The 26,965-nt window shown below is 63.2% G+C and carries 27 protein-coding genes; 13 read left to right on the top strand and 14 right to left on the bottom strand.

All coding sequences use genetic code 11. The features are described 5' to 3' along the window. Positions 1 to 36: 36 nt before the first annotated feature. Genes BLR77_RS03695 through BLR77_RS03685 form a run of 3 tightly spaced genes read left to right on the top strand, consistent with a single transcriptional unit; the run spans position 37 to position 1,200 of the window. Positions 37 to 360 (top strand): helix-turn-helix domain-containing protein, encoded by a 324-nt coding sequence (locus BLR77_RS03695; RefSeq protein WP_074675519.1) that lies wholly within the window; start codon positions 37 to 39, stop codon positions 358 to 360. After that, the gene (locus BLR77_RS03690; RefSeq protein ID WP_074675518.1) at positions 357 to 722 is read left to right on the top strand and encodes a hypothetical protein; all 366 of its coding nucleotides are present in this window, start codon (positions 357 to 359) and stop codon (positions 720 to 722) included. The genes BLR77_RS03695 and BLR77_RS03690 overlap by 4 nt, the downstream gene beginning before the upstream one ends. Further along, positions 715 to 1,200, top strand: a complete 486-nt coding sequence (locus tag BLR77_RS03685; RefSeq protein WP_074675517.1) for an SEL1-like repeat protein — start codon at positions 715 to 717, stop codon at positions 1,198 to 1,200. Before BLR77_RS03690 ends, BLR77_RS03685 begins: the two co-directional genes overlap by 8 nt. On the opposite strand, the gene BLR77_RS03680 is transcribed toward BLR77_RS03685, so the two are convergent. After that, a complete protein-coding gene (locus BLR77_RS03680; RefSeq protein WP_074675516.1) occupies positions 1,189 to 2,943 on the bottom strand; it encodes a bifunctional diguanylate cyclase/phosphodiesterase in 1,755 nt (584 codons plus the stop codon). The genes BLR77_RS03685 and BLR77_RS03680 overlap by 12 nt on opposite strands. Positions 2,944 to 3,041: 98 nt before the next feature. After that, positions 3,042 to 5,123 (bottom strand): carboxy terminal-processing peptidase, encoded by a 2,082-nt coding sequence (locus BLR77_RS03675; protein ID WP_162274996.1) that lies wholly within the window; start codon positions 5,121 to 5,123, stop codon positions 3,042 to 3,044. A 128-nt stretch (positions 5,124 to 5,251) separates the two neighbouring features. Between BLR77_RS03675 and BLR77_RS03670 the strand changes: the two genes are divergently transcribed. The 3 genes from BLR77_RS03670 (at position 5,252) to ahpF (ending at position 8,745) form a co-directional block, all read left to right on the top strand. Beyond that, positions 5,252 to 6,214, top strand: a complete 963-nt coding sequence (locus BLR77_RS03670) for an NAD(P)H-quinone oxidoreductase (protein ID WP_074675514.1) — start codon at positions 5,252 to 5,254, stop codon at positions 6,212 to 6,214. A gap of 155 nt (positions 6,215 to 6,369) precedes the next feature. Further along, positions 6,370 to 6,933 carry an alkyl hydroperoxide reductase subunit C gene (ahpC, locus tag BLR77_RS03665; protein WP_072422737.1) on the top strand — a complete coding sequence of 188 codons (564 nt, stop codon included), beginning with the start codon at positions 6,370 to 6,372 and terminating at the stop codon, positions 6,931 to 6,933. Between the two features lie 255 nt (positions 6,934 to 7,188). Beyond that, positions 7,189 to 8,745: an alkyl hydroperoxide reductase subunit F gene (gene ahpF / locus BLR77_RS03660; protein WP_074675513.1), complete on the top strand. Its 1,557-nt coding sequence runs from the start codon at positions 7,189 to 7,191 to the stop codon at positions 8,743 to 8,745. A 106-nt stretch (positions 8,746 to 8,851) separates the two neighbouring features. Here the strand turns inward: ahpF and BLR77_RS03655 are convergent, their stop codons facing one another. From BLR77_RS03655 to BLR77_RS03645, 3 genes are read right to left on the bottom strand one after another with little or no spacing between them, the layout of a single operon-like run. After that, positions 8,852 to 10,135: an MFS transporter gene (locus BLR77_RS03655; protein WP_074675512.1), complete on the bottom strand. Its 1,284-nt coding sequence runs from the start codon at positions 10,133 to 10,135 to the stop codon at positions 8,852 to 8,854. Continuing rightward, positions 10,132 to 11,184 carry a methyltransferase domain-containing protein gene (locus tag BLR77_RS03650; RefSeq protein WP_074675511.1) on the bottom strand — a complete coding sequence of 351 codons (1,053 nt, stop codon included), beginning with the start codon at positions 11,182 to 11,184 and terminating at the stop codon, positions 10,132 to 10,134. The genes BLR77_RS03655 and BLR77_RS03650 overlap by 4 nt, the downstream gene beginning before the upstream one ends. Next, positions 11,181 to 13,169, bottom strand: a complete 1,989-nt coding sequence (locus BLR77_RS03645; protein WP_074675510.1) for a TonB-dependent receptor — start codon at positions 13,167 to 13,169, stop codon at positions 11,181 to 11,183. Before BLR77_RS03645 ends, BLR77_RS03650 begins: the two co-directional genes overlap by 4 nt. 169 nt (positions 13,170 to 13,338) lie before the next feature. Here BLR77_RS03645 and BLR77_RS03640 point away from each other — a divergent pair, with 169 nt between their 5' ends. Continuing rightward, positions 13,339 to 14,358, top strand: coding sequence for a helix-turn-helix domain-containing protein (locus tag BLR77_RS03640; RefSeq protein WP_074675509.1), 1,020 nt, complete (start codon positions 13,339 to 13,341; stop codon positions 14,356 to 14,358). Positions 14,359 to 14,431: 73 nt separating this feature from the next. Here BLR77_RS03640 and BLR77_RS03635 read toward each other — a convergent pair whose 3' ends face one another. Next, the gene (locus tag BLR77_RS03635) at positions 14,432 to 15,274 is read right to left on the bottom strand and encodes a bifunctional allantoicase/(S)-ureidoglycine aminohydrolase (protein WP_074675508.1); all 843 of its coding nucleotides are present in this window, start codon (positions 15,272 to 15,274) and stop codon (positions 14,432 to 14,434) included. 143 nt (positions 15,275 to 15,417) lie between these two features. Here BLR77_RS03635 and BLR77_RS03630 point away from each other — a divergent pair, with 143 nt between their 5' ends. Further along, entirely contained in the window at positions 15,418 to 16,272 is an 855-nt protein-coding gene (locus BLR77_RS03630; RefSeq protein ID WP_074675507.1) for a LysR substrate-binding domain-containing protein, read from the top strand. Between the two features lie 78 nt (positions 16,273 to 16,350). On the opposite strand, the gene BLR77_RS03625 is transcribed toward BLR77_RS03630, so the two are convergent. The 6 genes from BLR77_RS03625 to BLR77_RS03600 all read right to left on the bottom strand — a co-directional run bounded on the left by BLR77_RS03625 (position 16,351) and on the right by BLR77_RS03600 (position 21,595). Next, a complete protein-coding gene (locus BLR77_RS03625; protein WP_074675506.1) occupies positions 16,351 to 17,004 on the bottom strand; it encodes an HAD family hydrolase in 654 nt (217 codons plus the stop codon). Next, positions 17,004 to 17,990, bottom strand: coding sequence for an ABC transporter ATP-binding protein (locus BLR77_RS03620; RefSeq protein ID WP_074675505.1), 987 nt, complete (start codon positions 17,988 to 17,990; stop codon positions 17,004 to 17,006). Before BLR77_RS03620 ends, BLR77_RS03625 begins: the two co-directional genes overlap by 1 nt. After that, positions 17,987 to 18,781 carry an ABC transporter permease gene (locus BLR77_RS03615; RefSeq protein ID WP_074675504.1) on the bottom strand — a complete coding sequence of 265 codons (795 nt, stop codon included), beginning with the start codon at positions 18,779 to 18,781 and terminating at the stop codon, positions 17,987 to 17,989. Before BLR77_RS03615 ends, BLR77_RS03620 begins: the two co-directional genes overlap by 4 nt. Continuing rightward, complete coding sequence (locus BLR77_RS03610) at positions 18,768 to 19,610, bottom strand: ABC transporter permease (RefSeq protein ID WP_074675503.1); 843 nt, start codon at positions 19,608 to 19,610, stop codon at positions 18,768 to 18,770. The genes BLR77_RS03615 and BLR77_RS03610 overlap by 14 nt, the downstream gene beginning before the upstream one ends. Then, positions 19,607 to 20,413 (bottom strand): alkaline phosphatase family protein, encoded by an 807-nt coding sequence (locus tag BLR77_RS03605; protein ID WP_074675502.1) that lies wholly within the window; start codon positions 20,411 to 20,413, stop codon positions 19,607 to 19,609. Before BLR77_RS03605 ends, BLR77_RS03610 begins: the two co-directional genes overlap by 4 nt. A 123-nt stretch (positions 20,414 to 20,536) precedes the next feature. Continuing rightward, entirely contained in the window at positions 20,537 to 21,595 is a 1,059-nt protein-coding gene (locus BLR77_RS03600) for an ABC transporter substrate-binding protein (RefSeq protein WP_074675501.1), read from the bottom strand. A gap of 316 nt (positions 21,596 to 21,911) precedes the next feature. Between BLR77_RS03600 and BLR77_RS03595 the strand changes: the two genes are divergently transcribed. The 4 genes from BLR77_RS03595 to BLR77_RS03580 all read left to right on the top strand — a co-directional run bounded on the left by BLR77_RS03595 (position 21,912) and on the right by BLR77_RS03580 (position 24,450). Next, on the top strand, positions 21,912 to 22,628 hold the full coding sequence (locus BLR77_RS03595) for a UTRA domain-containing protein (RefSeq protein ID WP_074675500.1): 717 nt from the start codon (positions 21,912 to 21,914) through the stop codon (positions 22,626 to 22,628). A gap of 187 nt (positions 22,629 to 22,815) precedes the next feature. Next, the gene (locus tag BLR77_RS03590; RefSeq protein WP_074675499.1) at positions 22,816 to 23,190 is read left to right on the top strand and encodes a YciI family protein; all 375 of its coding nucleotides are present in this window, start codon (positions 22,816 to 22,818) and stop codon (positions 23,188 to 23,190) included. 33 nt (positions 23,191 to 23,223) lie between these two features. Then, positions 23,224 to 24,006, top strand: a complete 783-nt coding sequence (locus BLR77_RS03585) for a DUF899 domain-containing protein (RefSeq protein ID WP_074675498.1) — start codon at positions 23,224 to 23,226, stop codon at positions 24,004 to 24,006. A gap of 21 nt (positions 24,007 to 24,027) precedes the next feature. Next, positions 24,028 to 24,450 (top strand): YybH family protein, encoded by a 423-nt coding sequence (locus tag BLR77_RS03580; RefSeq protein WP_074675497.1) that lies wholly within the window; start codon positions 24,028 to 24,030, stop codon positions 24,448 to 24,450. Between the two features lie 24 nt (positions 24,451 to 24,474). On the opposite strand, the gene BLR77_RS03575 is transcribed toward BLR77_RS03580, so the two are convergent. Further along, positions 24,475 to 25,011 (bottom strand): tetratricopeptide repeat protein, encoded by a 537-nt coding sequence (locus BLR77_RS03575; RefSeq protein ID WP_074675496.1) that lies wholly within the window; start codon positions 25,009 to 25,011, stop codon positions 24,475 to 24,477. Between the two features lie 154 nt (positions 25,012 to 25,165). Here BLR77_RS03575 and BLR77_RS03570 point away from each other — a divergent pair, with 154 nt between their 5' ends. Then, complete coding sequence (locus tag BLR77_RS03570) at positions 25,166 to 26,293, top strand: M14 family metallopeptidase (protein ID WP_074675495.1); 1,128 nt, start codon at positions 25,166 to 25,168, stop codon at positions 26,291 to 26,293. A gap of 91 nt (positions 26,294 to 26,384) precedes the next feature. Here the strand turns inward: BLR77_RS03570 and BLR77_RS03565 are convergent, their stop codons facing one another. After that, positions 26,385 to 26,855 carry a GNAT family N-acetyltransferase gene (locus BLR77_RS03565; protein ID WP_074675494.1) on the bottom strand — a complete coding sequence of 157 codons (471 nt, stop codon included), beginning with the start codon at positions 26,853 to 26,855 and terminating at the stop codon, positions 26,385 to 26,387. Positions 26,856 to 26,965 lie beyond the last annotated feature (110 nt).

The raw sequence follows: 26,965 nt of genomic DNA, 5'->3' as shown, positions 1-26,965 counted from the left end.
CGAGGTCGTCGGCCCTGCTTTCCAACGGAGAGACTCATGAGTGTGCAAATCATTGCCCGCGATGGCCAACCCGAATACGCGGTGCTGCCATGGGCCGAGTATCAGACCTTGCTGCAGGCCGCAGGACGCCAGCCAGCGTCAGCGCCCAAGGCCGTTGAACAGCCTGTCGAGGCCAAGCGGCCAGCGCTCGATCAGCTGCGTGCGCTGCGTGAGGCCAAGGGGCTGGCGGCAGAGAGTCTGGCGCGTAGCGTCGGTATCAGTCCGCACTACCTGGCGATGATCGAGAGCGGCGAGCGCCAACCCGATGCCGCGATTCTGCGCTCGTTGGCCTGGGAACTGGGTTTGGAGGGCTGGTCTTGAGTGTACGTATCAGTCGCCAACACTGGCAGGCATTGCTGACGGAGCTCGACGACGCTCGCCGTCAGCGTCATCTACTGACCTATCGCGCGCTGATCGAACGACTCGATCTGCCCACGCCGGCCATGCAGACTCTGACCGCTGCATTGGAGCACCTGGCGGCGCTGGATGCTCGCGCCGAGCGTCCGCTGCGCAGCGCCCTGGTCATCAGTCAGGGCGCCAGTCGTCTGCCGCGTACCGGATTCTTCGACTGCGTGACGAGCCTGGGGCGCTTCAGTGGGGCATCCGATGGTGTGGCGGCTGCATCCTGGCACGCTGCTGAGGTGGTCAGGGTATTCGAGTTCGATTACCCCGCCGATGTCTAGGTGGCTCTGGCAGGTCCGCGCACGCCTTGGCTACTGGCTGGCCCGGCGCCTGTTTCATTGGCCCGCGGCGCTGCGGCAGCCGCGTTTGTGGCAATGGATGCAGGGGCAATACGGGCGCATGGCCAATCTTGGTGATAGCGCGGCGCAGAGCTTTTACGGCCATATTCTGCTGTTTCGCGGCCAGGGCCTGGGGGCGCGTGAAGAAGGGCTGAGACTGTTGCGTCTGGCCGCCAATGGTGGCGACGGCAAGGCCGCCTATCAGCTCGGCGTGCAAGCCTTGCAGGGCGATACCCGGCAGGCGCCGGATGCAGTCCAGGCGGTGCGTTGGTGGGAGATGGCGCTGGCTGCCGGCCATCCTCTGGCTGCCAGCCGTCTGAGTCAGCTCTATCGCGACGGTGCTCCCGGGCTGGACGCAGACCTGCCAGCCGCCGAGCGCTATGCCGCCATGGCGGACGAGGCTACCCGCTCAGGCCGTTGAGCCTTGGAGAATATGCAGGCTGTAGCCAGGCACGGCCTTGGCTTGACGCTTGGCCTCGGAGGCCAGTTCGGCCAGACGCGAGGCATCGAGCTGAGCGCAATCTTGCGCTTTTACGTGCACCACGCCGATCGAAAGCGACAGCAGCGCATATTCCTGGCGCTGCCCGTGGCGGTTGTGGGCGATGAAGCAGCCAGCCTGAAGATGCTCGTCGCGATAAAAGCGGCGGCACTGATTCTGAAAGTCCTCGATCAGCTTGCCGAGCTTGTCGCGCCAGTCTGACGAGCCGAGCACCAGCATGAAGTCGTCACCGCCGATATGACCGACGAAGTCGCGGGCCGGGTCGACCCGATCGTTCAGGCATTGAGCCAGGCACAGCAGCACCTCGTCGCCCTTGGCATAGCCATAGAGGTCGTTGAAGGGTTTGAAACTGTCGAGATCCACGTAGCACACCGCGGCTTCGCGCTGCTGTTGCAGCAAGCGGCCAAGGCATTGCTGGATCGGTACGTTACCCGGCAGCAGCGTAAGCGGATTGGCGTGACGGGCCTGCTGCAGCTTTTGCTCGGTGATCAGCTTGAGCACGTCGATGACCCGGCCCAGGCCGAGGTAGCGGCCGTTCTGGATGATGATGAAGTCTTCCTCGATGCGCTGGCGCGCGCGGCTGGTGAGCAGGCGACTGACCTTCTGCAGGGACTGCGTCAGTTCTACGGCGAGAAAGTCCTGGCTCATCAGGCGACTGATGGGTTTGCGCGCGAACAGATCGGTGGCGAAGGGCTTGAGCAGCGCTTCGGACAGCGAATGGCGGTGGACGATACCGACCGGTTGACGCTGCGTGTCCAGTACGGCCAGGGAGTTCAGGTTGGCCTGGGCACGGAACACATCCAGCACTTCGGCGATGGCCGTGTGCTGATCGACCGCGGGTTGGTCATTGAGCAGGGCGCTGAGGTCATGGCTGTCCTCGCTTAGGCTGGCCTGACTGCTCTGCACCTGGGGTAGCAGTTGACGGGCATCGCGTGGCGGCTTTTCCTGCGGCCTGCTGAGCAGGTAGCCCTGCACCAGGTCGACACCCATCTCCGCCAGTACGGCCAGCTCTTCGGGCAGCTCTATGCCTTCGGCGATCACTTGAGCCCGCGAGGCTTCGGCCATCTTCAGAATCGAGCCGACGAACTCGCGCTTCACCGCGTCCTGATGGATGCCGTCGATGAAGTGGCGGTCGATCTTCACGTAGTCCGGGCGCAGTTCCGACCACAGGCGCAGGCTGGAATAGCCAGCACCGAGGTCATCCAGGGCGATGGAGAAGCCCATGGCACGGTAGTGGTGCAGGGCGTTATCGAGCAGGGCGAAGTCTTCGGTCGGGGACTGCTCGGTGAGTTCGATCACTACCTGGCTCGGTGGAATACCGAAGGCCTGCAGCAATTTCAGGGTACGCCCTGGTTGGTGGCTGGGGTCGAGCAGCGACTCCGGCGAGACGTTGAGAAACAGCTTGCCGTCCAGGCCCTGAGCGCTGAAGCCTCTGCAGGCACTCTTGCGGCAAGCCATTTCCAGCTCGCTCAGGCGGCCGGCATGGCGGGCGACGGCGAACAGCGTCAGTGGCGAATGCAGCGGGCTGTTGGAGGGGCCACGGGTCAGTGCCTCATAGCCGAGGATGCGCTGTTCGGACAGCGAGACGATAGGTTGAAACAGGCTGCTGAGGTCGCCGTGAGCGAGGATCTTTCCCAGCGCGCTCAACTGCTCGGTGACGGTCATGGTGTTCTCGATCTGCCGGAAACGAAAGGGCCGGTGTTTAACCGGCCCTTCATTTCACGACAGTTCGATGACGATTTGATGACGCTCGATGAGTCGTCTCAATGCAGCGCCAGCGAGGGGTTCAGACCCAGGTAATCGAGCAGGATGCGTCCGCTTTCTGCCAGATAGGCGTCGTCTTCCGGTGTGCTCTTTTCATCGGCGACTGGCAGCGCGTCCTCGTCTTCCTTGGTCAACTCCTTGAGCAGCTCTTCGCCCTTGGCCTGGCGGCGGCTGTTCTCCAGTGCCAGTTGCTTGGCTTCGACTTCGGCCTGGCGCGCACGACGAGTCTGCTCGTTGAGGCTGACGGTGGTTTCCGCCATCAGCTTCTTGGCCAGGGTCAGACGGTCGCGAGTGAAGACGAAGTCCGGGTCCTTGGCTGTACGCAGGTCATGACGTGTCTTGAGCTCGGTCAGGAAAGGCTTGATCGGGTCCAGTTCGGGGGTGATCGCCGGACGGATGCTGTCCCAGGGCAGGGCCGCAGGCAGCGCGCTTTCGCCGATGTCCTTGGTGTCCATCACGTCCGGATAGGTGATGTCAGGAATCACGCCCTGATGCTGGGTGCTCTGGCCGGAAACGCGATAGAACTTGGCCAGGGTCAGTTTCAGTTCGCCATGGTTGAGCGGCTGGATGGTTTGCACCGTGCCCTTGCCGAAGGTCTGGCCGCCGAGAATCAGCGCGCGGTGATAATCCTGCATGGCACCGGCGAAAATTTCCGAGGCCGAGGCGGACAGGCGGTTGACCAACACGGCCAGCGGGCCGCTGTAGTAGACACCCTTGTTCTCGTCGGCGAGCACGTCGACGCGACCATCGGCGTTGCGTACCAGCACGGTAGGGCCCTGTTCGATGAACAGGCTGGTCAGTTCGGTGGCTTCCTGCAGCGAGCCACCGCCGTTGTTGCGCAGGTCGATGACCACGCCGTCGACCTTCTCGGCCTGCAGCTCGTCGAGCAGGCGTTTGACGTCACGGGTGGTGCTCTTGTAGTTCGGGTCGCCAGCGCGGAAAGCCTTGAAGTCGAGGTAGAAGGCCGGCAGTTCGATCACGCCGAGCTTGTAGTCACGCCCCTCGTGTTTGAGCTCCAGAACCTTCTTCTTGGCAGCTTGCTCTTCCAGCTTGACCGCTTCACGGGTGATGGTGACCACTTTGCTGGTCTGGTCGCTGGGCGGATTGCTGGCCGGGATCACTTCCAGGCGCACGGTGGAGCCTTTCGGGCCGCGAATCAGCTTGACCACTTCGTCCAGTCGCCAGCCGATCACGTCGACCATTTCATCGCTGCCCTGGGCCACGCCGACGATCCTGTCGGCCGGTGCGATCTGCTTGCTCTTCTCGGCCGGGCCGGCAGGCACCAGACGGACCACCTTCACGTGCTCGTTGTCGCTTTGCAGGACGGCACCGATGCCCTCCAGCGACAGGCTCATGTTGATGTCGAAGTTTTCCGCATTATCCGGCGACAGATAGGTGGTGTGCGGGTCGTAAGTGGTGGCGAAGGCGTTGATGTAGGCCTGGAACACGTCCTCGCCACGGGTCTGCTTGAGGCGCGCCAGCTGGTTCTTGTAGCGCTTGGTCAGCAGTTCCTGAATGTCCTTGGTTTCCTTGCCGGCGATCTTCAGGCGCAGCACTTCATCCTTGACGCGCTTGCGCCACAGCTCGTCGAGCTCGGCTCGGTCCTTGGCCCAGGGGGCTTTCTCGCGATCGACCTGCAGTTTCTCGTCGATGCTGAAGTCGATCTTGTCGACGCCTTTGCCCAGCTCCGCCAGCGCGTAGTTCAGGCGCTCTTCCATACGGGTCAGGTGGCGGCGATAGATGGTGAACCCCGGCTCGAGGTCGCCGCTTTTCAGCAAATCGTCGAATTTGGTACGCCACTGGTTGAATTCGGCGATGTCGGCCGCAGTGAAGTAGCTACGAGACGGATCGAGCGACTTCAGGTAGTTGTCGTAGATCTGAGTCGAGCGTTCGTCGTTCAGCGGCGGCTTGTTGTAGTGGTGGCGACGCAGCAGTTCCACTACGTTGAGGCTGGCAATCACCTGCTCGCGATCCGGCTGCAGATAGTCCCAACTGGTCGCTGTGGTGGTCTTGGCCGCCAGCGGCAGGGCACTGAAGCCGAGTACGAGGGCGAGGGCGGTGCTTGCAAGAGATCGCTTCATGCTGATTCGACGTAGTGGCAGTTGATAACGCATATTAGGCCGTATTTGAGGGCGCCAGGTTCCGTTGGCGCTAGGCGAAAGCCCGGCGGTCAGCGCTGGGCTCGGTTCACTTGCACTATGGAGGCAGCATGAAGGCATTGCAAGGCGTCGAAGGGCGCGCGGAATGGCTGGAACAACCGGCGCAGACCTGCGACGCGGGGCAGATTCGGGTGAAAGTGGCTGCCGCTGGGCTCAACCGGGCTGACCTGTTGCAGCGCGCCGGGCTCTATCCGCCGCCTCCTGGGGCGAGCCAGGCGCTGGGCCTGGAGTGTTCCGGTGTGATTGTCGAAGTCGGCGCCGGCAGCGCCTGGCAGGTGGGCGATCGGGTCTGCTGTCTGCTCGCGGGTGGCGGCATGGCCGAAGAGGTGGTGCTCGATGCTCGCCACGCCATGCCGGTGCCAGCGGGCTTGAGTCTGGTCGAGGCGGCTGTGGTGCCGGAGGTATACGCCACCGCCTGGCTCAATCTGTTCCAGCTCGGCGGCCTGCGCCCCGGTGAAAAGGTCCTTCTGCATGCCGGCGCCAGTGGGGTCGGCTCGGCCGCCATCCAGCTGTGCAAGGCATTCGGCAGCCCGAGCTGGGTCAGCGTCGGCTCGCCCGAGCGACTGGCCTACTGCGAAGCGCTGGGTGCCCAGGGTGGGGCTCTGCGCGGTGAAGACCTGCAAGCACTGCGTGATTTCGGGCCGTTCGATGTGATCCTCGATCCGGTTGGTGGGCAGTACGCGGCACTCAATCTGGAGTTGCTGGCCCGTGATGGGCGCTGGATCAATATTGGCTTGATGGGCGGGCGCGAGGCCACGCTGGACCTTGCTCAGGTGCTGGGCAAGCGTATTCAGCTGATCGGTTCGACCCTGCGCAATCGTGACGATCAATTCAAGGCGGATCTTTTGCGCGATCTGCAGCAGCAGGTGTGGCCGTTGTTCGGCGAAGGGCGATTGAAGCCGCAACTCGAGCGCAGTTTTGCCATCGAAGACAGTGAAGCGGCGTTCGAGACACTCGCTGGTAATCAAGTCGCGGGTAAACTTGCGCTGCTGATTGATCCCAGCCTGGTCTGACCCAGGGCTACAGCCCGCGTCTGGTGCGGGCTGACACATCGATTGGAGCATTCAATCGATATCATGGTCGTAATCAATAAGCTTTTTTCCGTTAGGTAGCTAATATAGCGACCGTAGATTCTTAACCCTCACAGAAACCTCATAAGGAGTCAGAGATGTCCCTCATCAATACTCAAGTCCAGCCGTTCAAGGTCAACGCTTTCCACGCTGGCGAGTTCATTGAAGTCACCGAGCAGTCCCTGCAAGGCAAGTGGTCCGTGCTGATCTTCATGCCGGCCGCTTTCACCTTCAACTGCCCGACCGAGATCGAGGACGCTGCCAACAACTACGCCGAGTTCCAGAAGGCTGGTGCCGAGGTCTACATCGTGACCACCGACACCCACTTCTCGCACAAGGTATGGCACGAAACTTCGCCGGCCGTTGGCAAGGCTCAGTTCCCGCTGATCGGTGACCCGACTCACCAGTTGACCAACGCTTTCGGCGTGCACATTCCGGAAGAAGGTCTGGCTCTGCGCGGCACCTTCATCATCAACCCGGAAGGTCAGATCAAGACCCTGGAAATCCACTCCAACGAAATCGCTCGCGACGTCTCCGAGACCCTGCGCAAGCTGAAAGCCGCTCAGTACACCGCCGCTAACCCGGGTCAGGTTTGCCCGGCCAAGTGGAAAGAAGGCGAAGCCACTCTGGCTCCGTCGCTGGACCTGGTTGGCAAGATCTAAAAACGGTTTCAGAGCTGCTGCGCTCGGCTAGGCAGCGTTGTAATCCGACTCGGGCTTGTCATGTACTTCAGTACAATCCGCGCCCTCGTCAGACTACGCCTTGCCTAGCCGTCGCTCGCGACGCTCTGAAATCCGTTTTGCCATTGCTACCTGCGCTGTTTGGGCCATCAACCGGCCCTTGTGGTGCCCGATGCCCGGGCGCGATCCGCCCGGGCATTTTATTGTCCGAATTTTCGTCTTTGAGGAATTTCCGCCATGTTGGACGCCAATCTTAAAGCCCAGTTGAAGGCCTACCTGGAAAAGGTCACCCTGCCGTTCGAGATCGTCGCGTCCCTCGATGACAGCGCGAAATCCCAGGAGCTGCTCGGCCTGCTCCAAGACATCGTCGGCCTGACCGACAAGATCACGCTCAAGACCGACGGCAGCGATGCCCGTCGTCCGTCCTTCGCCCTGAATCGTCCGGGCGAAGACACCGGTGTTGCCTTCGCCGGTATCCCCATGGGCCACGAGTTCACCTCGCTGGTGCTGGCGCTGCTGCAGGTGGGCGGTCATCCGTCGAAGCTGGATGCTGACACCATCGCGCAGATCAAGAGCATCGAAGGCAAGTTTGAGTTCGAGACCTACTTCTCGCTCTCCTGCCAGAACTGCCCGGACGTGGTCCAGGCGCTGAACCTGATGGCCGTGCTCAACCCCAATATTCGCAACGTCTCCATCGACGGTGCGCTGTTCCAGGAAGAAGTCGAGCGTCGCCAGATCATGGCCGTGCCGAGCATCTACCTGAACGGTGAGGTGTTCGCTTCCGGTCGCATGGAAGTGAAGGAAATTCTCGCCAAGATCGACACCGGTGCCGCCAACCGCGATGCCGAGAAGATGAGCGCCAAGCAAGCCTTCGACGTGCTGGTGGTCGGCGGTGGCCCGGCCGGTGCCTCTGCTGCCATCTACGCCGCGCGTAAAGGCATTCGCACCGCCATCGCCGCCGAGCGTTTCGGTGGTCAGGTGCTGGACACCATGGCCATCGAGAACTTCATCTCGGTCAAGGAAACCGAAGGCCCGAAACTGGTGCGCGCGCTGGAAGAACACGTCAAGGAATACGAGGTCGATGTGATGAACCTGCAACGCGCCTCGGCTCTGGTTCCGGCCAGCAGCGAAGGCGGCCTGCATGAAGTGAAGTTCGAGAACGGCGCTTCGCTCAAGGCCAAGACCGTGATCCTCTCCACCGGTGCGCGCTGGCGCGAGATGGGTGTGCCTGGCGAGCAGGAATACAAGGCCAAGGGCGTGTGCTTCTGCCCGCACTGCGATGGCCCGCTGTTCAAGGGCAAGCGCGTGGCGGTGATTGGCGGCGGTAACTCCGGCGTCGAAGCGGCCATCGACCTGGCAGGCATCGTCGCCCACGTGACCCTGCTGGAATTCGCCGACACCCTGCGTGCCGACGCCGTCCTGCAGAAGAAGCTGGGCAGCCTGCCGAACGTGACCGTGATCAAGAGCGCGCAGACCACCGAGGTCAAGGGCGACGGTCAGAAGGTCAACGGCCTGGTGTACAAGGATCGCACCACCGAGGAGCTGCACACCGTCGAGCTGGAAGGCATCTTCGTGCAGATCGGCCTGCTGCCCAACAGCGACTGGCTCAAGGGCACCGTGGAGCTCAACCGCTTCGGCGAGATCATCGTCGATGCGAAGGGGGCGACCAATATCCCTGGCGTATTCGCGGCTGGTGACGTGACCACCGTACCGTACAAGCAGATCGTCATCGCCATGGGCGAAGGCTCGAAAGCATCGCTGTCCGCCTTCGACCACCTGATCCGCCATAGCTGATCGGTTATTGCAGAAACGCAAAGGCCACCCCTCGGGGTGGCCTTTTTCGTTTGTGTAAGGTGCGTATGCGTCTCAAGCTTTCTCAGCAGGGCTTTTGCTGCGAGATCTAGCGGCTATTACTCCTTGGGGCGCGTGCCATATTGGCTGTGCAGTGAACAGCCGTACCCCGGTTTCGTTCCGTTATTCGCGCCAGGGCTGGGCCGGCGACTACGGCCAGGGCGCAGACACCGAGCATTGCCGAGGTCAGGCAGAGCAGCATGCCGGTGTAGCCCAGGTGGTCGAGGAGCACGCCGGCGGCCACCGGTACTGCCAGGCGCGAAACGACGAACAGGCTGGCCTGCAGGCCGTAATCGACGGCCTGGCGCTGTTGGCGGGTGAAGAACATCATCAGGCCGAATACCATGGCGGAGATCGCACCCATGGCGGCTGCCACCAGGGAGGCGCCGATAACCAGCCCGAGCGTGCCTGCCTCGCTCCAGACCACGCCGCTCAGGCTGGCCAGGGCGAAGAGGGCGAAACCGGTGAACAGTGGCAGTGCGCGGGCGACCCCGAGGCGGCGGAGCAGAAACCCACCCGCTACGCTGGCCAGGGCGCCGATCACGCCGCCGCCGACTCCGGCTACCCAGGCCACCTGAGTGGCCGGCATGCCCTGGTCGAGCAGCAGGGGCTTGAGGTACAGCCAGCTGGCGCCAATGAACGGGAAGCAGGACAGAAGCAGGCAGGTCCACAGCACTGCGCCGGGTTGCTCGAAGTAGCCGCGCCAACTCGGGCCGCAATCTCTTTTCGCCTCGCTCTGACGGACTTGTACCGCCCCTTCGCCAAGGAGCGGCAGTGCCAGTGCCCCCAGCAGCAAGGTGACGCTCATCAGCGCAAAGGGTGCTTGCCAGCCCCAGCATTCGTGCACCAGCAGCATCAGGCCGCCGCCGACGATGGCGGCCATGAACAGTGCCGCCGAGCGGATAGCCCCGGCGCGCACGCGTTCGCTTTCTGGCAGCAGCTTGATCGCCAGGGCGTTGACCGGAATGTCGGCCCAGGTCGCCAGTACCCCGGCCAATAGCGTCAGGACGAAGAACAGGGCGCGCCTTTCGAGCAATTCCTGACGACCCACCAGCAACAGAACCGCCGCCAGCCCCAGGCACAGCAGCAGTGCCCAGCTCCTGTAGTGAGCGCCGGCGAAGCGCCAGCGCTCCACCGGCAGCGCCAGGAAGAACTTGAACACCGCCGGTAACCCGGCCAGCTGGAATAGGCCGATTTCGGTGCCAGACCAACCGTGCTGGCGCATCACCAACGGCATGCCGAGCAACAGGTAGATACTCGGCACCGCCAGAACGAAATTCAGCCAGCCGAACAGCGCCTGGCGCCTGAGCAGACGCAGGGCTTGGGTGTTCATCGCGAGCTCCTGCGGCCGATCACGGCGGTAACCGGCGTCATCGGGAAGGGTACTTCGCGCAACGTTTCCAGCGCAGTGAAGCCGGCCCGTTCCATGGCCTGGCGCAGGCCGTCGGCGTGTGTCAGCTGGCGCCCCAGCATGCGCATCGACAGGTAATATGAGAGCATTTGCCGCGCTGCGTCCTGATCGTCGGGAATTTCCGCCTGGGCGCAGACCAGCACGCCGCCAGGGCGCAGCGCAGCGTGGATCTTGCTCAGCGCCTGATTGATGTCGGGCACGAAATGCAGCACTGAGGAACACCAGATCAGGTCGTAGCCTTCGCCGAGAGGGTCGCGGATCAGGTCGCCGGCGCGTCCTCGCAGACGCTCGCCGAGGCCGGACGCGACGATGTTCTCTTCGGCCACGCTGATGGTCTGCGCAAGGTCGAACACCTCGCCGTGCAGGGTCGGATTGACCTTGGCCAGGGCGATGGCCACCAGCCCGGGGCCGCCACCCAGATCGAGCAGGCGTTCGGCACGGGGGAACTCGGGCAGTTGCGAGATCACCGCCAGTGCCGCATCGGTCGTTGCCGCACGCTGCTCCTGGGCGATCTGCAGACGTGCGGCTGCCTGCCAGTTGGCTGCGGTGCCGGCGAGTCGCGGCGCGGTGCTTGCTTCGCCGCTGCGCAGTTGCTCGCCCAGCTGTTTGCCGAAATGGCGCAGGGCCTGCAGGCGCAGGTTCCAGGCATCGCCACAGTGCTGGTCCGAGTCGCAATCCAGATAGCGTCGTGCCAGCGAGCTGGCTCGGTAGATCCAGCCGAGGGTTGGTGCATCGCCCTGCTGACGCTCCAGCAGGCGCATGCTCCAGAGCATTTCCAGCAGATGTGCGGTGTTGTCCGGGTGCAGGCGCAGGCGCTCGGCCACCGTGCCGGCCAGCATGGGTTCGGCGAGCAGGCGGAACAGCTTCAATTCCAGGGCCACGCGCAGGGCGTCGGCCTGTACCGATGCCAGGGCCAGATCCCAATAGGGTTGCAGAGGGTGGCGGGTGGTTACGCTCGTGTGATGATTCATAGCTGATAGCTCAGGCGCAGGCCGAACTCGCGTGGCTCGCTGTACACCCGCGCCATGCCGTTGAGATAACCGACCGCGTCGTAGCTCTTGTCGGTGGCGTTTTCCACATAGGCGGAAACGCCGAAGTGGTCGAAGTTGTAGCCGGCGCTCAGGTCGAGCAGGGCGTAGCCGGCGCGGCTGTAGCGGTTGGCCGAGTCGAGATAGGTGCGGCCCACGCCACTCAGCCCGGCCTGGGCGAACCAGCCTGCGGCGGCGTCATAGCGCAGGCCCAGGTAGGTGGTGAGGTCCGGAGCGAAGGGGGCGTGGTTACCCTTGTAGTCGGCGCTGCCGTCCTGGAAGCGTTCGAAGCGCGTGCGGTTGACGCCAAGCGAGGCCTGCAGGCGCCAATTGGGGCCGAGCAGGTAGTCGGCCTCCAGCTCCAGACCGGTGGAGCGGGCACCCGCGGCGTTGGTGATGTAGACCATCCCGGGCTGGACGATCTGCTGCACCTGCATGTCGCTGATCTGCATCCAGTAGAGGGCGGCCGAGTAGCGCAGACGGCGTTCCGCCGTCCAGCCCTTGATACCGAATTCATAGGCGTCGACCTGCTCCGGGTCGTAACCCGGATAACCGGCCGAGGCCGCGAAGGCATTGAAGCCGCCAGCGCGGAACCCTTCCGAATAGCTGGCGTAGGCCTGGGTGTCGCTGTTCCAGGCGTATTGCAAGGCCAACTTGGGGGTGAAGCGTTGCCACTGGTCGCTGCGGTTGTCGCTGTCACGGGGCGACAGGCTGACCTCGTTGCGCTCCATCCGCGCGCCCAGGGTTAGGGACCAGTGCGATGTCAGCGCTTGCGTCCACTGGCCGAACAGGGCGGCGGTATTGCCGCCCAGACCCACCTGGGTGCGGGTCATTGCCATGGGCTGCTTCTGGCGAAAATCCAACGAGTGGTCGTCGCGATCGGCATAGAAGCCGGCGAGCCACTTGCTCTCGGCCCATTCACCCTCCAGGCGCAATTCCTGGGATAGCGTGCTCAGATGATGGTCGCGCTCGATATGCAGTGCGTCGAAGGGGAGGAAATCGGTGTCCTGGCGGACGCGGTCGTAGAAGTCGTTACGCGCCGTGATCGAACGCAGGCGCAGGCCCGAATCCAACTCGTGCTCGACATCCAGCGACAGGCTGCGGCCGCTGGAGTGGTTCCAACTCGTGGTGCCGGAGCGAACCTCGCGGTGTGACGCACCAGCCGCCCCCCATTGCGAGCCGGCATCTCGGTAGTCCTGACGGCTGTAACGCAGGGTGGCGCTGGTCGGGGCCGCTGGCGTCCAGCGGAGCACGGCGCGGCCGTTATGCCGTTCGCGCCGGTCCTCGTCGCCGCCGTGGTAGACGTTGTCGATGAAACCGTCCTGTTCGAGCCATTCGCCGGCAATGCCGCCGTACAGCGTATCCGCCACCAGCGCCTGGCTCAGGTCGAAGCGCAGCGAGCGCTTGTCGCGGTTGCCCAGGGTGGCATCGACCTGCGCATGGGGTTCTTCGCCGATCTGACGGGTATACAGGTTCAGCACGCCGGCCTCTGCGTTGCGCCCGTACAAAGTGGATTGCGGGCCGCGCAGGATTTCCACCCGTTCCACAGCCAGCAGGTTATGGTCGAATCCCTGTCCCGTCAGGGTAGGCACGCCATCGACCAGCATCAGCATGGATGAAGAGAACGCCGTGGCACTGGAGGTCAGGCCGCGCACCACTGGCACGTTGGTGCCGGACTGACCGAACGGCTGGAATACGAAGTTCGGTGTGCGCCGGGCCAGCGCCTGCAGGTCTTCGGCCCCGGCATCGCGCAGATCATCGCCGTGCACGACCGACAAACTGGCCGGCACCTCTTCCTGATGCTGTTCGATCTTGTTGGCAGTAACGGTCATGACCGGCAGATGCTGCTGCGTCGCTGCAACCGTCAGCGTCGGCACCAGCAAGCCCCCAAGCATGGCGAACCCCAAGCGGATACTTTGTTCCCCCATCTCTCCCCCGAACGAAGCAAATGAAAAGTGCATACACCCGCAGGCAGAGCGCCTGTCACAAAGTGCGTGCTCTCGATGTGATACGAATGCTATAGATAGATAAGAATGCGTATCATCTAGATTGATATGATTTCAGGATTTTCCCGTATCTGAACTGGAGGAAGGACCCATGGCTGCTGTTCAACGGATACCCCAGCCGCATCGGCTAGCGATGAGCCAGCCGCGCCTGATTCGCCGGGAAACCTCCGGCTGGGAGCGTCAGCAATTACCGGAGGAGCTGGGCGAGTGCTATTCGGAGCGTTTCGTTCTGGACCACGATCTGGTGGTGGTTCGCTCGCGCTACCATCCGATCCGTGACCTGATAGAGGAGACTGTCAACCCTCACGACCGGCATATGCTGGTGATCACCCTCGGTCTGCAGGGGCAGTCCGGCTACAAGGCTCGTAATGGCGATACGCTCTGTTTCCGTGGCGGTTTCACCACCGTCACCGCTTTCCACGGCAGCCAAGGGGAACGCTGCTACGAGGCTGGCACCACGGTTTCCCAACTGCGTCTGCTGGTGGGCGAGAATACCTTGGCCAGGTATCTGGGGATGGAACGCGCAGGGGCATTGCTGGGGACGGGACACATCCGCCAACTGGCCTTTCGCAAGACCTCTGGGGCCAGCAGCGCACATGCCGGAGCGCTACTGCGCTACCTCAATGAGCCGCAGCGAATAGCGGCGCTGGATATGCACATTCACACACTCAGCCTGCTTTCCGAGCAGCTCAAGCTGCTCAGCCCGCCAGACCCTGCGGCGCTGCAATTCAGCGCCCACGACATCGAGAAGCTGGAGCGTGTCCGTGATCTGATGCTCGAGCAGATCGACCAGCCACTGACCATTGCCTATCTGTGCGCAGCGGTGGGGCTGAACGAATTCAAGCTCAAGGAAGGCTTTCACTATCGCTTCAACACCACGCCCCATCGCATGCTCCACGAAATGCGCATGCGCAAGGCCTACGTCCTGCTGGAGAGTGGTTACCAGGTGGCCCAGGTGGCTTATCGAGTGGGGTATCGCTACCCGAACAACTTCAGCGCGGCGTTTTCCACGTTCTTCGGCCAGGCGCCGAAGTCGGTGTTCGGCGCGCACCGGAGCAAGAAGAGCGGTTTAGGGGGAGAGGCGTCGGAGTGTGAGGTTCGCCCAAGCTGAGAGAAAAACGCCGCGGTCTCGTCGGAGAGCGCGGCTTTCAATCTAGCTGCGGCGATGGTTGCCCGGCGCAGTCTTAACGCTTTAGGCCGCCCAGGGTCAGCGGCATCTGGCGGTTCACATCCTTGTACAGCAGGTAGCGGAAGCGGCTCGGGCCGCCGGCGTAGCAGGCCTGCGGGCAGAAGGCGCGCAGCCACATGAAGTCGCCGGCCTCGACCTCGACCCAGTCCTGATTCAGGCGGTATACCGCCTTGCCTTCCAGCACGTACAGGCCGTGTTCCATGACGTGGGTTTCGGCGAAGGGAATCACGCCACCCGGCTCGAAATTGACGATATTGACGTGCATGTCATGGCGCATGTCGCTGATCTCGACGAAGCGCGTGGTGCTCCAGCGACCTTCGGTGCCTGGCATGACGATCGGCTCGATGTCCTGCTCGTTGGTGACGAAGGCTTCCGGGTAAGGCACACCTTCGACCGGTTGGTAGGCCTTGCGCAGCCAGTGGAAGCGCACGGCCTCGCTGCCGTTGTTGCGCAGCGACCAGTCGCTCTGCGGCGGGATGAAGGCGTAGCTGCCCGGACGCATGGCGTGCTGGGTGCCATTGAGGGTCAGGCTGAATTCGCCTTCGACGACGAAGATCACGCCTTCGGCGCTCGCGTCCAGCTCCGGCTTGTTGCTGCCGCCGTTCGGGCCGACTTCGACGATGTACTGCGAGAAGGTTTCGGCGAAACCGGTCAGCGGGCGGGCGATGACCCACATACGCATGTTGTCCCAGAACGGCAGGTGGCTGGTGACGATGTCACGCATCACGCCTTTGGGGATCACGGCGTAGGCTTCGGTGAACATGGCGCGGTCGGTCAGCAGTTGATCCTGACCTGGGTGACCGCCATGCGGTGCGTAGTAGTAGGGCGATTTGCTCATCGAGAGATTGCCTCGGCGGGTGAATGGCGCGGGGTTCGATCCCCGAGCGGAAAATTGACTCCCATGCACTATAGGAATTCGCGGATGGATTCGGAAATTAAATAGTAGAATGCCTGCCAGTGGATTTCATGATGGGTAGCGCTATGCTCGATCCGGTGCTGTTACGCAGTTTTCTCGCCGTGGTGCAGACCGGCGGCTTCACCCGTGCGGCTGCCAGCCTGCACCTGACCCAGTCCACGGTCAGCCAGCAGGTGCGCCGCCTGGAGGAGCAGCTCGGCGCCGAACTGCTCGACCGCAGCGGCCGCTATGTGGTGACCACCACCGAGGGCGAACGCCTGCTGGGTTACGCCAACCGTATCGTCGCGCTGATGGACGAAGCCATGCTGGCGCTGGGGCAGAGCGCGGTGGAAGGCGAAGTGCGCCTCGGCGTGCCGGACGATTTCGCGGCCAACAGCCTGACGCCTTATCTGGCCGATTTTGCCGATGCCCATCCTGGCATTCGCCTGGAGATCACCAGTGGTCTGAGTCACGACGTGTGGCGCGCGTTCAACGCCGGCGAGCTGGATCTGGCGTTGATCAAGCAGCGTGCCGGCAGTGCCAAGGGCGTGGCCAGTTGGGCCGAGCCGCTGGCCTGGCTGGACAGCCGCGCGCGTCCGGTGCTGGCGCGCAACCCGGTGCCGCTGGCGGTGTTCCCGCCCAATGGTCTGTATCGCCTGGAGATGACTCACGCGCTGGATGCCATGGGCAAGCCCTGGCGCATCGCCTATGTCAGCAGCAGTTTGCCTGGCGTCAGTGCCGCCGCCGAAGGTGGGCTGGGCCTGACCCTGCTGCCGCGCCGCCTGATCACCACCGCGCATCGCGAACTGGGCGAGGCCGAAGGCTTCGCCCCGGTGGCGCCGGTGGAGGTGGCCCTGCACGCGCGCAACCAGTTGCCCGGTTACGCACGTGAGCTGGCAGCGGCGTTGATCGAGGCCTGCGAAGGCATCATGAGCAAGTAGGGTGTCGCGGGGCCGCCCAGGCCGTGCGCACCAAATTTCCCCGCTCAGGTTGGTGCGCACAGCGCACCCTACGGCGGCTCAGCGCCAGCTGAGAATCGGCCAGCCGGCCTGCTCGGCGTGGGCGCGCAGGGTCGGGTCGGGGTTGACGGTGAACGGCTTGTCCACCCGTTGCAGCAGCGGCAGGTCGTTGCGCGAGTCGGAATAGAAGCTGGCGCCAACCAGGCTTTCGTCCTGTTCGATCAACCAGCTCTCCAGGCGAGTCACCTTACCCTCACGGTAGGTCAGTACGCCCTGGGTACGCCCGCTGTAGAAGCCGTGCTGCAGCTCCAGGTCGATGGCCAATACCTCGTCGATACCGAAGCGCTCGGCGATGGCGCTGACCAGGAAATGCGCCGAGGCGGAAATCACCAGCAGACGGTCGCCGGCGGCACGGTGCGCGGCCAGGGTGCGGCTGGCGTCGCTGTAGAAGATCGGTTCAATCACGTCCTCGACGAAGGGCTCGACCACATGGGCGACCTCCTCGGGCGTGCGGCCGACCAGCGGCGACAGGGTGAAGGCCATGTAGTCTTCCATGGCCAGGGTACCGGCGGCGTACTGTCGCATCAGCTCCTGTTCGTGGCCGATGAAGGATTCACCGTCGGCCCAGCCGATCTTCACCATTTCCTGGGTCCACAGGCTGGCGCAGTCGCCGTGGATCAGGGTTTCGTCGAGGTCGAAAATCGCCAGGGCCATCACGCCACCTCCCGGATCGCATCGGCGCCAATGGCCAGGTTGACGCTCTGGCCGTCCTGGTGCAGGTCGGCCGCGGAACGATTGAGCACGTCCACCAGCAGCTCTACGCCACGGGCCTCGACCCGGTAGCGCACGACGTTACCGAGCAGGCTGTGACTGAGAATGGTGCCCTCGATACCAGGGCCGCCCAGCTGGATGGCCTCCGGGCGAATCGCCACGCGGCTGTTCACCGGGCGCAGCAGCAGGCGACTGGCGGCATCGGCGTCGAGCAGGTTGTAGTTGCCGATAAAACCTGCCGCAAATGCGTCCGCCGGTGCGGTGTAGAGGGTTTCGGCGTCGCCGCTCTGGACGATCTGGCCGCCGTTCATCAGCACGATGCGATCAGACAAGACCAGCGCTTCCTCTTGGTCATGGGTGACGAAGATGGTGGTCAGGCCCAGCTCGCGCTGGATGGCGCGGATCTGCTCGCGCAGGTGTTTGCGGATGCGTGCATCCAGCGCCGACAGTGGTTCGTCAAGCAGCAGCAGGCGTGGGCGGGTGACCAGCGAACGGGCCAGGGCCACACGCTGGCACTGGCCGCCAGACAGTTGTTGCGGGTAGCGATTGGCGTAGTCGTTCAGCTCCACCAGCTCCAGCACCTCGGCGACGCGCTTGCTGGCCTCGGCGGCTGGGACTTTCTGCATGCGCAGGCCGAAGGCGACGTTCTGTTGCACGGTCATATTGGGGAACAAGGCGTAGCTCTGGAACACCATGCCGATGCCGCGTTTTTGCGGCGCCACGGGTACCAGGTCCTCGCCGCCCAGCAGGATCTGCCCGCCGTCGACCGCGGTCAGGCCGGCGATGCAGCGCAGCAGGGTGGACTTGCCGCAGCCGGACGGGCCGAGCAGGGTGATGAACTGACCCTGGCCGATCTCGATATTGATGTCGGTGAAGATGCGGGTCGGGCCGTAGCTTTTGTGCAGGCCGCGGATATTCAGGTAACTCATGATTTGTCCTTGTTCAGACGGTTGGCCGCCCAGGTCATCAGCAGCACGAACATGAAATAGGAGATCACCAGGGCGCTGGTGAAATGGCCGCTGTCGTTGCGCATGTTGTACAGGTAAACCTGCAGCGTCTCGTAGCGGCTGCCCACCAGCAGGTTGGCGAAGACGAATTCGCCGAACAGGAAGCTGAAGGACAGAAACACCGAGACCATCAGGCCCTTGCGCAGATTCGGCAGCACCACCATCAGGGCCGCGCGCCAGGTGCTGGCGCCGAGCAGGTGGGCGGCGTCCATCAGGTCGCGCAGATTGATCGCTTGTAAATTGTTCGTTATCGCCCGGTACATGAAGGGCAGGGCGATGGTGAAGTAGCAGCCGATCAGGATCCAGGGTGTGCCGAGGATCGGCAGCGGGCCGGCCGCGAACAGCTGCATCAGGCCCACCGAGGACACCACCGGGGGAATGGCGAACGGCAGCAGGATCAGCACGTTCATCACGCCGTCCAGCTTGGGGAAGTGGTAGTTGACCACGAACAGCAGCGGCAGGATCAGCAGCAGCGCCAGCGCCAGGGCACCGAAGCACACCAGCAGCGAGCGGCCGAAGGCGGCGAGAAAGCGCGTGTCGCTCCACAGTGCCACGTACCATTTGAAGGTGAAACCGCTGGGCAGGATGGTCGCCGACCAACTGCTGGACAGCGAGTACACCAGGGTGCCGAGCAGCGGCAGCAGCAGGATCAGAAACAGCAGGTAGACCACCAGTTGGTGGAACAGCGGCGAGCGTTTTTCAGCGGGTGACATGGTAGCTCCGGCGCAGCAGCCATTGGTGGACGATGGTGATCAGGGTCATCAGGCCGACCAGCACCATCGCCAACGCGCTGGCCATGTTCGGGTCGAGGAAGATGTCGCCGGAGACCATCGCCGCGATACGAATCGGCAGGATGTTGAAGTTGCCAGTGGTCAGCGCATACACCGTGGCATAGGCGCCGAGGGCGTTGGCCAGGAGGATGACGAAGGTACCGAGCAGCGCCGGTGTCAGCACCGGCAGGCCGATATGGCGCCAGAACTGCCAGGTGTTGGCGCCGAGCAGTTCGGCCGACTCACGCCAGTCTTCGCGCAGGGCGTCGAAGGCCGGGTAGAGCAGCAACACGCCGAGGGGAATCTGGAAGTAGGTGTAAAGGACGATCAGGCCGGTCTTGGAATAGAGGTTGAAGTCCTCGATCACGCCCATCTGCTTGAGCAGGATGGTCAGCGCGCCGTTGAAGCCAAGCAGGATGATGAAGGCGAAGGCCAGCGGCACCCCGGAGAAGTTGCTGGTCATGTTGGAGAAGGCCATGACGAAATCGCGCAGGCGGCTGCTGACCTGGCGCAGCGAGTAGCTGCCGATGATGGCGATGACGATGCCGAACAGGCTCGACCAGAAAGCGACTTCCAGGCTGTGGCGCATGGCCTGGCGGTAGAAGGCCGAGGAGAAGGCCTGCTGGAAATTGCCCAGGCCCCAACCTTCGGCGGTATTCAGGCTGTTGCTCGCTACCCAGGCCAGCGGCGCGATCTGGAAGGCGAAGAAGAACAGGGCGAAGGGCACCAGGCACAGCAGTGCCCAGCCCTTGCTGGAGATGGTGGATTTCATGCAAGCAATTCCCTGCACCAGGGTTTGTCGTGGGCCGCGCCGAGCAACTGGCAGATGGTGCCGCATAGCTCGGTCTGTTGCGGGCGAGCGGCCGGGTCGAGGCTGAAGGCGCTGCCGAGGACGATCAGCGGCACTTCGCGCTCTTCCGGCAGCACGCCGTTATGGCTGCGGTCGTTGTTCATGCCGTGGTCGGCGGTCACCAGGATCTGGTAACCGGCGTCGAGCCAGGTCTGGATGTATTCGGCCAGCAGCACATCGGCCATGCGCGCGGCGTTGCGGTATTGCGAGCTGTCGAGGCCGTGCTTGTGACCGGCGTCATCGATGTTCATCGGGTGCACCAGCAGCAGGTTCGGCGCGTGAAGCTGGCGCAGGCTGTCGGCATCGGCGAACAGGTGCGAATCCGGGTAATGGTCGGCGTAGTAGAAGTGGCCGTGCTGGATCGGTAGCGACTCATCACTGGTATGGCGGTCGCGGGCAGCCTGGAAGGGCGCGCGGTTGTACAACTCGCTGACCCAGTGATAGGCCGCGGCGGCAGTCGTCAGGCCAGCATCACGGGCGTAATGAAAGACGCTGCGCTGGTTCGACAGGCGTACCACATCGTTGTGCACGATGCCGCTGTCGATGGGCGCAACGCCGGTGAGGATGCATTCGTAGAGCGGGCGGGACAGTGCCGGCAGTGCGCAGTCCAGCTTGTACAGCGCGGCGCGCCCGGCCTGGCAGTAAGCCAACAGGTGGCCCAGCGCATGCTGGGCCACCTGATAGCTCAGGCCATCCAGTACCACCAGGATGACGTTGTGTTTCATCGGTTTCTCTCTTTCGCTCGTAACCCGGATGCAATCCGGGTTCCGTTCAGATCTGGCAGGGCGTGGCGTCTCTCACCCTCTCCCCCGGCCCCTCTCCCGTAAACGGGAGAGGGGAGGCGGGCATCAATTCATATTGATGATCACGTGCTCCTGCCACAGGCGCGGCAGGGCCTTGGAAGTGGCTTCCCAGGCAGCGGCATCCTTGATCGGCTGAACCTTGGCGTATTGCTCCTGCGGCAGCAGCTTGGCCTGTACGTCAGCCGGCAGGTCGATGTGCTCGGCGCGGATCGGACGGGCGTTACCCTTGGCCAGGTTGATCTGCCCGGCATCGCTGAGGATGTATTCGCGGGTCAGCTTGGCGGCGTTGGGGTTCTTCGCCCATTTGTTGATGATGGTGCTGTAGCCGGAGATCACCGAACCGTCGGACGGGATCAGTACCTCGAAGCGCTCGGGGTCGATCTGGTCGCGGTAGCTCAGGCCGTTGAAGTCCCAGACGATGCCGACTTCCACTTCACCCTTTTCCAGGGTCTGGATGGTCGGGTTGGCCAGCAGCAGGCGACGCTGTTTGGCCAGATCGGCATACATGTCCAGCGCGGGTTGCACGTTGCTTTCGTTGCCGCCCAGCGCGATGGCTGCGGCCAGCACACCGTTTACCGCTTGCGCTGCGCTGCTTACGTCACCTGCAGCCACCTTGTAGGTACCGGTCTTGAGGTCCGCCCAGGAACGGGGGATGTCCTTGACCAGTTGCTTGTTGACGATGAAGGCGATTGTGCCGGTGTAGGCCAGCATCCAGTGGCCGTCCTGGTCCTTGGCCCAGTCCGGGATCTGCTCCCAGGTGCTCGGCTTGTACGGCTGGGTCACGCCCTGCTGCACGGCGATGGGGCCGAAGGCGGCGCCGACGTCACCGATATCGGCGGTGGCGTTTTCCTTCTCGGCGGCGAACTTGGCGATTTCCTGCGCCGAGCTCATGTCGGTGTCCTGGTGCTTGAGGCCGTAGAGCTTGGTCAGATCCGCCCAGGTGTCTTTCCAGTTGGCCCAGCTGTCGGGCATACCCACGCTATTCACCGCGCCTTCGGCGCGTGCAGCCTTTTCCAGTGCCTGCAAGTCGGTGCCTTCGGCCATGGCGGAGGTCGCCAGAGCGATGGCCGAGCCCATCAGTGAAGCCAGCAGCAGTTGTTTCATTGGAAACTCCTTTGCAGTGAGAGTGTTGGTCTAGATCAGCAATACCCGAGCCAATCTAAGCGCCTTCGATGACAGTTTTATGTCCGGCCACGAGTGGCAGATGTCTAGGTCTAGCGGGCCGGTGCGCTTCACAAGCGTAGACCATGGATAAGTGGCTGATTTGCTGGGCTGTGAGTGAGCATGACGGTGGCATGCAGCGTGCTTGCAGCAGAGTTGTCATCTATCAGTCATCTAGACTGCCTAGTCTTGTAACCCGTGTGAGCGAGTGACTTTTGCCCTGTGATGGGGCTGGACTAGTCCAAAAGGGGAAATTTTGATGCGCGAAGAAGCGCCACGGGCCGTCACCATCATCTGCCGCGCCTTGCAGGAGCAGATCGACCGGGGCCTGTTGCCCTCCGGCAGCAAGTTGCCGGCCGAGCGCAAGCTCAGTGAGTTGTTCGACACCACGCGCATCACCCTGCGTGAGGCCCTTGGCCAGTTGGAGGCGCAAGGGCTGGTCTATCGCGAGGAACGTCGTGGCTGGTTCGTTTCGCCACAGCGGGTGGCCTACAACCCCCTGGTGCGTACCCACTTCCACGCCATGGTGGCCGAGCAGGGGCGGGTGCCGGCTACCGAAGTGCTGAGCGCCAGGCTGATGCCGGCCAGCGCACAGATCTGCCAGGTGCTGGAGCTACCGGCGCTATCGAGCGTCTATCAGGTGTGTCGCGCGCGGCGCATCGACGGGCGCCTGGTGCTGTATGTCGAGCATTACCTGAATCCGGCCTACTTCCCCGGCATTCTCGACTTCGACCTGACCCGCTCGCTGACCGACCTCTATGCCAGTGAATATGGCATTCACTATGGTCGCGTGCGTTTCGACATGGTGCCCACCGCCCTGCATGCCGAAGCCGCAGCCAGCCTCAAGGTGGCGCCCGGCAGCCCGGCGCTGCGCATTACCCGGGTCAACCGCGACCAGCATGGGCGCATCATCGACTGCGATCTGGAGTTCTGGCGTCACGACGCCATTCACGTCAGCGTCGAAGTGCCCGAGTAGGGTGCGCTGCGCGCACCGAGGTTGTCGGCAGACTTCTAATCGCCAGTGCGCAAGGACTACGGAGAGGCCGGTGCGCACGGCGCACCCTACCGTTCGTCGGTTCCGACGATGTTTTTCCGGCCAATGTCGAACTGCGTACGCCGCGTTCGACTATCCAGTACCCACCGCCAAGGAACTGGAGCACGCCATGAAATACCTCTGCCTCGTCTACGCCAATGAACAGGAGCTGCACAGCTCCCCCGACAGCCCGCACGACAGCGAGTGTCACGCCTACGCCCAGCGTGTGCAGGAGAGCGGGCGCATGCTCGCCGCCGAGGCGTTGCAGTCGGTGCAGACCGCCACCATCGTGCGCATGCGCGGCGGCAAGTTGGCGATCACCGACGGCCCCTTCGCCGAAACCAAGGAGCAACTGGCCGGCTTCTATCTGGTGGAGGCGCGCGATCTCAACGAGGCCATCCAGCTCGCCGGCCACATTCCTGCCGCCCGTGTCGGCTGCGTGGAGGTGCGCCCGGTACGCGAGCTGGATATCCAGCCGGCGCAACTTCAGGTCGGCCAGCACTGAGCCGACAAGGCTCGATCAACAGGGAGAACCGATATGGACCGCAGCTATATCCCCCAGGTAGCCACGCGCGAGCAGTGGCTGGCAGCACGCAAGGCGCTGCTCGAGCAGGAAAAGGCCCTGACCCGCCAGCGCGACGCGCTCAACCGTGCGCGCCGCGCGCTGCCCATGGTGCTGGTGGAGGAGGATTATCGTTTCGACGGGCCGCAGGGCGAGGTCGGGCTGGAGGCGTTGTTCGACGGCCGTAGCCAACTGATCGTCTACCACTTCATGTATCACATGGACCGCGGCGAGGGCTGCGACGGCTGCTCCTGTCTCGTCGACAACATCGGCCATCAATCGCACCTGCATGCGCGTGACACCAATCTGGTGCTGGTCTCGCGCGCACCGCTGGCCGATCTCGAAGCTTTTAAACGACGCATGGGCTGGACGCTGCCCTGGTACAGCTCCTACGGCAGCCGCTTCAACTACGACTACCACGCCACCACCGACGAGCAGGTCGCGCCGGTCGAATACAACTACCGCGACAAGGACGAGCTCGAGCGCCTGGGCCTGACCTATCACGTCCAGGGCGAGCAGCCCGGTGTCAGCGTGTTCCTGCGTGACGGTGGGCGGATCTATCACACCTATTCCTGTTATGGCCGTGGGCTGGAGATGCTGATGAGCAGCTTCCATTTCCTCGACTTCACGCCTTTTGGCCGCGGCGAAGGTTGGGATGGCATGCCCGATCTGCACGGCAAGGGGCTCAACTGGACGCGCCTGCACGACGAGTACGAGCAAGCCGCGCCCAGCCACGACTGCTGTGCCCACAAGGCCTGAACCTCAGATAAGGAGAACGACATGAGTCAGCACGAACTGCAAGACGCACTGAACAGCTGGACCGAAGCCTGCCGCAGCAAGGACGTGGCGCGCATCATGAGCCACTACGTGGAAGAGGTGGTGTCCTACGATGCCGTGGGTCCCTTGCGCTTTCAGGGGCGCCCGGCGTATCAGGCGCATTGGCAGGCCTGCATGGAGATGTGCAGCGGCCCGGGGATGTTCGAGCCGCATGAGCCGACCTTCACCGCCGCAGGTGATCTTGGCGTGACCCACTACCTGCTGCACTGCGGCGGCACCAACGACAAAGGCGAGATGGAGAGCTGCTGGATGCGCGTGACCCAGTGCCTGCGTCGCCAGGGCGGCCGCTGGCTGATCTTCCACGAACACTTCTCGGCGCCTTGCGATATGCAAAGCGGCAAGGCCCTTTTCGACCTGCAGCCCTGATGCAGGGCCGCGACCTACCTCGATTTACTGACGACCCAGCGCCGCGCAGGACAGCTCGTAGTTCTGCTGGCAGGCACTCTGGTACAGGCGCTGGGCCTGGTCGGGATCGCGCGACACGCCACCTTCGCCGCGCCGGTAGAGGTTGCCGAGGACATGCTGCGCCATGGGGTTACCTGCAGCGGCTGACTGATTGAGGTACTTGAGCATGTCGCGCTGGTTGGCGAACTCTGGCGCATCGCGCCCCGTATAGAGGTAGGCCAGGCTTACCGCAGCCATGGCATGACCCTTGTCTGCGGCCTGCTTCCACCAGTATTCGGCCTGCTTGAGGTTCTTCTCCGGTTGGCCGACGAAGTAGCTGCTGCCGAGCTGGAACTGGCTGTCCAGATCACCGCGTTGGGCCTGCTGGCGTAATTGCTCCTGCTCGGTCTGGGTGATGGGTTGTTCGGCCTGCGGCTGTTTTTCCGGTGCAGTGGAGTCGGGGTCACGCCCGGCGCAGCCTGCCAGCAGCGCGAGGGCGAGCAGGGCGGTGGTGGCGTGAAACAGGTTGATCGGGCTGGGCATGGCAGAGACTCCGTAAGCGAGAAACAGGGCAAGTGGCTGTTAGGCTGACCCTGACCACCATAGTTCGCTGTCGTTGATCAGTCTGTCGCGGTGCGACTTCACACTCGCGCCATGAACTGCAATCCTGAGCACTGATTTCGCTTACGAGGCAGTCATGAAGATCAGCGCGGATTTCGACAGTGGCAACATCCAGGTCATCGATGCCAGTGACCCGCAGCGCGTGCTGCTGGCCATGCGGCCGGACCTCAACAGCTACCATTTCCAGTGGTTTCACTTTCAGGTCGATGGCCTGCAGCCTGGTCAGCGTTATGGCTTCAGCCTGACCAATGCCGGGCAGTCGGCCTATAACCGCGCCTGGGACGGTTACCAGGCCGTGGCCAGCTACGATCAGCTGGACTGGTTTCGCGTGCCGACCCGTTTCGAGGACGGTCAATTGCATTTCGAATTGCAGGCCGAGCATGAGTGCGTGCGGTTCGCCTATTTCGAGCCCTATCCACGGGCGCGACATGAGCGCTTGATCGCCAAGGCGCTCGAGCGCGGTGCCGAACTGGTGGCCAGTGGCAGAAGCCTGGAAGGGCGCGATATCCAGCTACTGCGCATCGGCGGCCAGGCGGGCGCACGGCTCAAGCTGTGGATCATCGCCCAGCAGCACCCCGGCGAGCACATGGCCGAGTGGTTCATGGAGGGGCTGATCGAGCGTCTGCAGAATCCGCAGGATGCCGAGATCACCGCGCTGCTGGCCGAGGCCGAGTTCTATCTGGTGCCGAACATGAACCCGGACGGCGCCTATCGCGGTCATCTGCGCACCAACCATGCCGGACAGGATCTTAATCGCGCCTGGCAGTCGGCCAGCTCCGAGCGCAGCCCTGAGGTGTTGTTCGTGCTGCAGCATATGCAGCGTCTTGGCGTCGACCTGTTCCTCGACATCCACGGCGACGAAGAAATCCCCCACGTGTTCACCGCCGGCTGTGAGGGCAATCCGGGCTACACCCCGCGTTTGGCTGCATTGGAAGAGGACTTTCGCAGCCGCCTGGTCGGCATCGGTGCGGAGTTCCAGACCCGTTTCGGCTACCCGCGCGACGAGCCGGGTCAGGCCAACCTGACCCTGGCCTGCAACGCCGTCGGCCAGGCCTTCGACTGCCTGTCGTTCACCATCGAGATGCCGTTCAAGGACCACGACGACAACCCGCAGCCACGCACCGGCTGGAATGGCGCACGCTCGCAGAAGCTGGGGCAGGATGTGTTGACCGTGCTGGCGCAGATGGTCGCGACCCTGAGGTAGGGACGCTGCTCATTGATGCGCACCGCGTAACAAGCAGGGTGGATCACGCTTTACCGATCCACCGCTCGGAATGCCCCGGATTGCATCCGGGCTACGAGGTTGTAACCGTCGGGGTCTTGTGGGTAGGCCTGGCGACAAAGGCCTGTTTGTCGTTCGGGTCAAAACCTGCGGCTTTATAGAAGCCCAGCGTGGCTTCGTCCTTGCGGCCGGTCATTAGCATGACCTTGTAGCAACCTGCCTCCCAGGCTCGCTCTAACGCATGCGCCAGCAGTTTCTTGCCAAGGCCGCGCTGACGGTAGTCGCTATGCGTGACGACATTTTCGATCAGTCCATACGGCTTGCAGCCATGGGTCAGGTTGGGGACCAGGGTCAGGGTGCAACTGGCGGTCAGGCGACTTTCTTGAAAGACGCCGAGATACTGGTAGCGGGGATTGGCCATCAGTTCGTGCCATATCGACTCGACCGCTTCTGGATCGGGTAGTGGTTCGTCCTGGGGATGAAGATGCTGGTACAGGCCCAGGAGCTGTCCGAGTTCTTCCGTGGCTATGTGCCGGATATGCATGTTGTTACCTGTTGCCAGATGTTCAACGGGGGGTTGCCACTTATACCTTATCGATCAGGCATCCATAGCCGGATGCAATCTTGCGCGTACAAAAAAAGCCCGTCACGAGG

Origin of the sequence: Ectopseudomonas alcaliphila, assembly GCF_900101755.1 — a bacterium.
In the GTDB taxonomy this organism is placed as follows: Bacteria; Pseudomonadota; Gammaproteobacteria; order Pseudomonadales; family Pseudomonadaceae; genus Aquipseudomonas; species Aquipseudomonas alcaliphila.
This window is presented reverse-complemented; position numbering and strand designations above follow the sequence as displayed.